This window comes from Streptomyces cacaoi, from assembly GCF_006539165.1.
In the GTDB taxonomy this organism is placed as follows: Bacteria; Actinomycetota; Actinomycetes; order Streptomycetales; family Streptomycetaceae; genus Streptomyces; species Streptomyces cacaoi.
Genome location: NZ_BJMM01000107.1, coordinates 1 through 7,165, shown reverse-complemented (window position 1 = coordinate 7,165; position 7,165 = coordinate 1). Strand labels below are relative to the sequence as shown.

Sequence of the window (7,165 nt, the reverse complement as noted above, 5' to 3'; positions counted from 1 at the left end):
TGTACCGGTTCGAAGTTGCCCCTCGTGCGCGTCATAGTGGGGCTTTCTCCTGTGCGGGGCCTCGTGGAGGAAAGCGCCGCCGCCCGGGCGGCAGGCGGTGGATAGCCTGCGGCCCGGGCGGGACGGTCCGTCGGGAGGCGTCAGCCCCCGTAGCCGGCGAGGATCTTGGAGAACTCCCACTCCTGCTGGTCGATGCCGCTGCACGAGTCGCCGGGGCTGCCGCCGCCCTCGCAGGAGCGGTCCCGGTTGACGGCCCAGAAGCTCACCCGGGACAGGCCCTTGGCCTTCGCGTCGTCGACGATCTCCTGGAAGCCCGCGGCGGACACCTCTTCGCCCTGCTGATCGGTCTTGCCGTTCATGGAGGAGAGGCCGGACTTGTGGTACGCCTCCTCGTCGCTCAGCCCGTAGGCGGCCTTGACCTGGTCCTTGAGGCCGTCCACGGCGGACTTGGTGGCCGCCACCATGTCGGTCGTGCCGTCGCCGAAGTCGAACGGCATGATCGTCCAGGCGTCCACGTCCAGCCCCGCCTCGGCACCCTTGGTGATGAGGTCCTTGCCGTTCTCGTTGGGACCCTGCGGGGTGGTACCGAAGGTCACATAGACCTTGATGCCCTCGTTGGAGTCCTTGATGATCTTCAGCGCGTCGATGACCCGCTGACGGACCTCGGCGTTCTCGACCTCGCTCGCCTCGATGTCGATGTCGATGGACTTCAGCCCGTAGGCGTCGATCACCTTCTGGTAGGCCCCGGCCAGGTCCTCCGCGCTGGAGCACGCCTCGCCGAGCTTGTTGCCGCTCCAGCCGCCGATGGACGGGGTGACGTCCCCGCCCGCCTGCTGGATCGCCTTGATCGCCTGCTCGTCCTGGCCGCCGGCGAGCGGGCGCTGCCCGTCCCAGGCGGGGGAACAGCCGCCGTCGGAGAGGATGAACGCCATGGTGAGCTGCTTGGTGCCGGTCTCCTCCATGAAGGAGACCGGGTCCGGCGGGTTGCCCCAACCCAGGTAGAGGTAGGGGCCGTTGAGCCCGCTGGGCGCCGCGGCCTTGGCCTCGTGCGACTGTTCGGGCGCGGCCTGGGCGCTGACGGCGAGCGCCGAGGCGGTGAGCGCGCCGGCGGCCAGGGTGCCGAGAGCGACGGTCAGTCTGCGGCGGGAGCGGCTCCTGCTCCGGCGCCGACCGCGCGGGGTGGGGGACGTGCTGGGCGTGCTGTCGCTGGATGTGCTGTGGGGGGACATCCAACTCTCCCTTCCGGAAAGCCCGTTGGTGAGCTGCTGCCGCACGCTAGCGATCCCCATTGGTCTGGACAATAGGGCGGGCGTGGTGGGTTGGGTCGGTCCCAGCGGCACGGCGACAGCCGCCCCCGCCCGAAAACGTCAGTCGACCGCCCCGTCCCGCCGCCACACGTAGTGGTGTTCGGGCCGGCCGACCTGCCCGTACCGGTGCCGGCGGTCGGCGTGTCCGCTCGTCACGAGGTGTTCGAGGTACCGGCGTGCGGTGATCCGGTTGATGCCGATGTCCGCCGCGGCTTCGCTCGCCGTCAGCCCGTCGTCGGCGGCGGCGCGCAGCCGTGCCGTGACGGTGCTGAGGGTGCCGGCGCTCAGGCCCTTGGGCAGTGCGGACGAGGGCGGCGCGGCCCGGAGCACGGACAGCGCTTTGTCCACTTCGTCCTGGCTGGCCGCCTGGCCGCGTGCGCGGGTGGTGGCGCGGAAGTCGGCGTACTGCCGGAGCCGGTCGCTGAGCGAGCGGAAGGTGAACGGCTTGAGCACGTGCTGGACCACGCCCAGCGAGACCCCTTCGCGGATCACTTCGAGATCGCGTGCGGAGGTCACCGCGAACACGTCGGCCGAGTGTCCCGCGGCCCGCAGGGAGCGCAGGAGCGCCAGCCCGTGCCCGTCCGGCAGATACAGATCGAGCAGGATCAGATCGACGGGGCCGTGCTCGTCCAGCGTGCGCAGCGCTTCGGCCCGGGAGTGGGCGACGGCCGCCACCGTGAAGCCGGGGACGCGGGTGACGTACAGGGCGTGTGCGTCGGCGGCCACGGGATCGTCCTCGACGATCAGTACACGCAGGGTCATCGTGCCGGCGCCTCCCCGCCCTCCGGCACCGCCGGTGACTGCGGCGGCAGCCGGACGGTGAACCGGGCGCCTCCGCCCGGCCGTTCGTCGGCCCGTATGGTGCCGCCGCCGCGCCGCACGGCCTGCCGGACCAGTGCGAGCCCGATTCCGCCGGTTCCCTTCGTCGTCCAGCCCCGGGTGAAGACGGCTTCGTGGGCGTCCGCCGGCAGTCCCGGCCCGTTGTCCGCCACGCGCAGCAGCAGGCCGCCTGCCGGTTCGGCCCGCACGGTGACGGTGATCCGCGGCGGTCCGGGGGGTGCGTGGCGGGTGCCTTCCCGGCCGGTGCCGTCGTCGTCCGGGCGGGGCGGTGCGGGGCGCCCGGTGAGGGCTTCGACGGCGTTGTCGACGAGGTTGCCGAGGATCGTCACCAGGTCACGGGCGGGCAGCGCCGGGTCGTCGGCGAGCTGCGAGTCGGGCGAGAGGGTCAGCTCTATGCCCCGCTCGCTGGCCTGGGCGGCCTTGCCCAGCAGCAGCGCGGCGAGCACGGGTTCGCCGACGGCGGTCACCACCTGGTCGGTGAGCGCCTGCGCCAGTTCCAGTTCCTCCGTGGCGAAGTCGACCGCCTCCCGGGTGCGGCCGAGTTCGATGAGGGAGACGACGGTGTGCAGCCGGTTGGCCGCCTCGTGCGCCTGTGACCTCAGCGCCTCGGTGAAACCGCGTACCGAGTCCAACTCGCCCGCGAGCGCCTGGAGTTCGGTGTGGTCGCGGAGGGTGACGACGGTGCCGCGCTGCTCGCCGCCGTCCACCGGCGAGGTGTTGACGACGACGACCCGCTCGGCGGTCAGATGCACCTCGTCCACCCGGGGCCCGGGCGACAGTAGCGCGGCGGTCAGTTCGGCGGGCAGCCCCAGCTCCTCGACGGGCCGGCCGACAACCCCGGCACCGCCCGCACCCGTCTCCCCGGCCCGCCCGGCGACGCCGGAACCCCCGGCCCCACCCGGGCCGTCCGGGCTTCCGGTTCCGTCCCCGCACGGGCCGTTCGGGCTCCGGCGGCCGTCCCCCTGCCCGTCCCCGGCCAGCCCGAGGAGTTCCCGTGCGCCGTCGTTGATCAGGGCCACCCGGCGCTGCCCGTCCAGCATCAGCAGCCCCTCGCGCACCGCGTGCAGGGTCGCCTGGTGGTAGTCGTACATCCGGCTCAGCTCGGCGGCGTTCATGCCGTGGGTGTGCCGGCGCAGCCGGGCGTTGAGCAGATAGGTGCCGGCCCCGCCGAGCAGCAGCGCCCCGCCGGCCACGGCCAGCAGCGCGGTCAGCTGTTCGTGCACCTGTTCGCTGATGGTCTCCACGGCGATGCCGGCGCTGACCAGTCCGACGATGCGGCCCGCGCGCCCGCCCTCGCGTACCGGTGCGACCACCCGCACCGAGGGCCCGAGCGTCCCGGTGTAGGTCTCGTCGAAGGTGTGTCCCCGCAGCGCCGGTCCGATGTTCCCGACGAACCGGCGGCCGATCTGGTCCGGGTCGGGGTGGGTGAAGCGGATGCCGTGGGTGTCCATGACGGTGACGAAGGTGACGCCGGTGTCCCGGCGTACCCGTTCCGCGTACGGCTGGAGCCGGCGGGTGGGGTCGGCCGAGCGGATCGCCCTTTCGACGGAGGGGGAATCGGCCACCGCCTGTGCCGCGGCGCGGGCCCGGTGCGCTGCCGCGTCCCGTGCCTGGGAGCGCCCGGACAGGTAGGCGAACAGGGCGCATCCCGCCACCACCGCCGCGACCACCACCACCTGCATGGCGAACAGCCGGCCCGCGAGGGAGCGCGGACGCGTGGGGCTGTGGGGGCGGATGAGACGCATGGGGTCAGTTTGCCGTGGCCGATTTCATGCACGTAATGCACGTAAGGGTGACGCCCGTCGCACCGTGGTGCATAGTCGCCGGGACTCAGCACGATCGGGATCCGCGATAGCCGCTCTTTACCGGGCGTTTGCCGCGAATCCCCCATGTGTGACCCGTGCATGTGTACGGCACATGCCCGAAGAACGAGGAGCCGCCGACGTGTCGAAGGAGACACCGCAGCCGTCTTCCCGGCCGGCCGCCGCAGCCGAACCGGCCGCGGCCCCGGTGAAGAAGAAGGACCGCACGCACTACCTGTACATCGCGGTGATCGCCGCCGTCGTCGTCGGTGTCGTCCTCGGCCTGACGGCGCCGGGTGTGGCCACCGAGCTGAAGCCGCTCGGTGAGGGCTTCGTCAATCTGATCAAGATGATGATCTCGCCGATCATCTTCTGCACGATCGTGCTGGGTATCGGCTCCGTGCGGAAGGCCGCCAAGGTCGGCGCCGTCGGCGGGCTCGCGCTCGGCTACTTCCTGACGATGTCGCTGGTCGCGCTGGCCATCGGGCTCGTCGTCGGCAACGTGCTCGACCCGGGCCACGGGCTGCACCTGTCCCAGGAGGCGGCCAAGGAGGGCGCCTCGCAGGCCGAGGGCGGCAAGGGCACGACGGAGTTCCTGCTCGGGATCATCCCGAAGACGCTGGTGTCCGCCTTCACCGAGGGCGAGGTCCTCCAGACGCTGCTCGTCGCGCTCCTCGTCGGCTTCGCGCTCCAGGCCATGGGCAAGGCGGGCGAGCCGGTGCTGCGCGGTATCGGGCACATCCAGAAGCTGGTCTTCCGGGTGCTGGCGATGGTCATGTGGGCCGCGCCCGTCGGCGCCTTCGGTGCCATGGCGGCCGTGGTCGGCGAGACCGGGGTGGACGCGCTGAAGTCCCTGGCCGTCATCATGGTCGGCTTCTATCTGACGTGCTTCCTGTTCGTCTTCGTCGTGCTCGGCCTGATCCTGCGGCTGTTCACCGGCGTCAACATCTTCCTGCTGCTGAAGTACCTGGGCCGCGAGTTCCTGCTGATCCTCTCGACGTCCTCCTCGGAGTCGGCCCTGCCGCGGCTCATCGCGAAGATGGAGCACCTGGGCGTCAGCCGCCCCGTCGTCGGCATCACCGTGCCGACCGGCTACTCCTTCAACCTCGACGGCACGATGATCTATCTGACGATGGCCTCGATCTTCGTCGCGGAGGCCATGGGCGACCCGCTCAGCCTCGGCCAGCAGATCTCGCTGCTCATCTTCATGTTCATCGCCTCCAAGGGCGCGGCCGGTGTCACCGGCGCCGGGCTGGCCACCCTCGCCGGCGGCCTCCAGTCCCACCGTCCCGAACTGGTCGACGGCGTCGGCCTCATCGTCGGTATCGACCGCTTCATGAGCGAGGCCCGCGCGCTGACGAACTTCGCCGGCAACGCGGTGGCCACCGTCCTGGTCGGCACCTGGACCAAGGAGATCGACCGGGACCGGGTGAACGAGGTGCTTGCCGGCCGCGTCCCCTTCGACGAGCGCACCCTCTCCGCCGACGGCGCACACGGCCCGTCCGACGAGACAGCCGCGGGCCCGGACGACTCCGAAGCCTCCGTCCCCGGCCAGCACACGACCCCCGCGGACCTCGCCAAGTCGTAACCGCCCGGCAACACACAACACAGACCTGCGCCCCGTCCCTGCCGCAGCACAGGGGTTTCCCCCGGCCCCTGGTGCGCGGCGGGACGGGGCGCAGCCACAGCCGGGCGGCGGTTCAGCGGGGCCGGAGCCAGAGTGTTGCCAGGGGTGGGAGGACCGGCGTCAGCGAGTGTTCTCTGCCGTGGTGCGGCACCGGCTCGGCCGTCAGCGGCTGCGGGTTGCCGACCCCGCCGCCGCCGAACCGCCGGGCGTCGGTGTTGAGGGCCTCGCACCAGGCCGGGTGGCCGGGCGGTACCCCGATCCGGTAGGCGTGCCGGACGACGGGGGAGAAGTTGCTGACGGACAGCAGCGGGGAGCCGTCGGCCGCGTACCGCCAGAACGCGAGCACGTTGTCGTCGGCGGTGTCGGCCGGGTCCTCGAAGGCCCAGGAGAACCCGGCCGGTTCGGTGTCCCGCTCCCACAGCGCCGGGGTCGCCCGGGAGACGGTGTTCAGCTCCCGGACCAGGTCACGGACCCCGCGGTGGTCCGGCTCGGCCGCGTACCCCGGGTCCAGCAGCCACCAGTGCGGCCCGTGCTCCTGCGACCACTCGGCGCCCTGCGCGAACTCCTGCCCCATGAACAGCAGTTGCTTGCCCGGGTGGGCCCACATGAAGCCCAGGTAGGCGCGGTGCCCGGCCCGCTGCTGCCACCAGTCGCCCGGCATCTTGGAGACGAGGGCACGCTTGCCGTGCACCACCTCGTCGTGCGAGATCGGCAGGATGTAGTTCTCCGAGTAGGCGTACACCATCGAGAACGTCATCTCCCCGTGGTGGTACCTGCGGTGCACCGGCTCCTTGCCCATGTACGCCAGCGAGTCGTGCATCCAGCCCATGTTCCACTTGAAGCCGAAGCCCAGCCCGCCGAACCCGCCCTCGCCGGTGTGGTGCGTGGCACGGGTGACGCCCGGCCAGGCCGTGGACTCCTCGGCGGCGGTGAACACCCCCGGGCAGCGCCGGTAGACGGTCGCGTTCATCTCCTGGAGGAAGGCGACGGCGTCGAGGTCCTCCCGGCCGCCGTGGGCGTTGGGCGTCCAGCCGCCGTCCCCGCGCGAATAGTCCAGGTAGAGCATCGAGGCGACGGCGTCGACCCGCAGCCCGTCGATGTGGAACTCCTCGCACCAGTAGACGGCGTTCGCCACCAGGAAGTTGCGCACCTCGCGCCTGCCGTGGTCGAACTCCAGCGTGCCCCAGTCCGGATGCTCGGCCCGCTGCGGGTCGGCGTGCTCGTACAGCGCCGTCCCGTCGAACCGGGCCAGCGCCCACTCGTCCTTGGGGAAGTGCGCCGGCACCCAGTCCATGAGCACGCCGATGCCCGCCCGGTGCAGCGCGTCCACCAGATACCGGAAGTCGTCGGGGCCGCCCAGCCGCGCGGTCGGCGCGTAGAAACCGGTCACCTGGTAGCCCCACGAGCCGCCGAACGGATGCTCGGCCACCGGCATCAGCTCGACGTGGGTGAACCCCAGGTCCGCCACATACGCCGGCAGCTGTTCCGCCAGCTCGCGGTAGCCCAGCCCCGGCCGCCACGAGGGCAGATGCACCTCGTAGACGGACAGCGGCTCGCGGTGCGGCTCGCGCGCCGCCCGCCGCGCCATC

General features: G+C 71.8%; 5 protein-coding genes. 1 reads left to right on the top strand and 4 read right to left on the bottom strand.

Annotation, left to right across the window (positions count from 1 at the left end; all coding sequences use genetic code 11):
* Positions 1-140: 140 nt before the first annotated feature.
* The 3 genes from SCA03_RS34095 to SCA03_RS36665 all read right to left on the bottom strand — a co-directional run bounded on the left by SCA03_RS34095 (position 141) and on the right by SCA03_RS36665 (position 3,892).
* On the bottom strand, positions 141-1,229 hold the full coding sequence (locus tag SCA03_RS34095; RefSeq protein ID WP_086818379.1) for a chitinase: 1,089 nt from the start codon (positions 1,227-1,229) through the stop codon (positions 141-143).
* Between the two features lie 138 nt (positions 1,230-1,367).
* Positions 1,368-2,069: a response regulator gene (locus SCA03_RS34090; protein ID WP_030885620.1), complete on the bottom strand. Its 702-nt coding sequence runs from the start codon at positions 2,067-2,069 to the stop codon at positions 1,368-1,370.
* Positions 2,066-3,892: a sensor histidine kinase gene (locus tag SCA03_RS36665; RefSeq protein ID WP_230989100.1), complete on the bottom strand. Its 1,827-nt coding sequence runs from the start codon at positions 3,890-3,892 to the stop codon at positions 2,066-2,068. Before SCA03_RS36665 ends, SCA03_RS34090 begins: the two co-directional genes overlap by 4 nt.
* A gap of 265 nt (positions 3,893-4,157) precedes the next feature.
* On the opposite strand from SCA03_RS36665, the gene SCA03_RS34080 reads away from it, so the two are divergent.
* Positions 4,158-5,537 carry a cation:dicarboxylate symporter family transporter gene (locus tag SCA03_RS34080; RefSeq protein ID WP_230989101.1) on the top strand — a complete coding sequence of 460 codons (1,380 nt, stop codon included), beginning with the start codon at positions 4,158-4,160 and terminating at the stop codon, positions 5,535-5,537.
* Positions 5,538-5,649: 112 nt separating this feature from the next.
* On the opposite strand, the gene glgB is transcribed toward SCA03_RS34080, so the two are convergent.
* Positions 5,650-7,165: 1,4-alpha-glucan branching enzyme (gene glgB / locus SCA03_RS34075; RefSeq protein WP_141275863.1), on the bottom strand; the 1,516-nt coding region annotated here is incomplete at its 5' end.

Coding starts and splice junctions, on each gene's coding strand:
- SCA03_RS36665 (WP_230989100.1), bottom strand. CDS start 3,892: ATGCGTCTCATCCGCCCCCACAGCCCCACGCGTCCGCGCTCCCTCGCG.
- SCA03_RS34090 (WP_030885620.1), bottom strand. CDS start 2,069: ATGACCCTGCGTGTACTGATCGTCGAGGACGATCCCGTGGCCGCCGAC.
- SCA03_RS34095 (WP_086818379.1), bottom strand. CDS start 1,229: ATGTCCCCCCACAGCACATCCAGCGACAGCACGCCCAGCACGTCCCCC.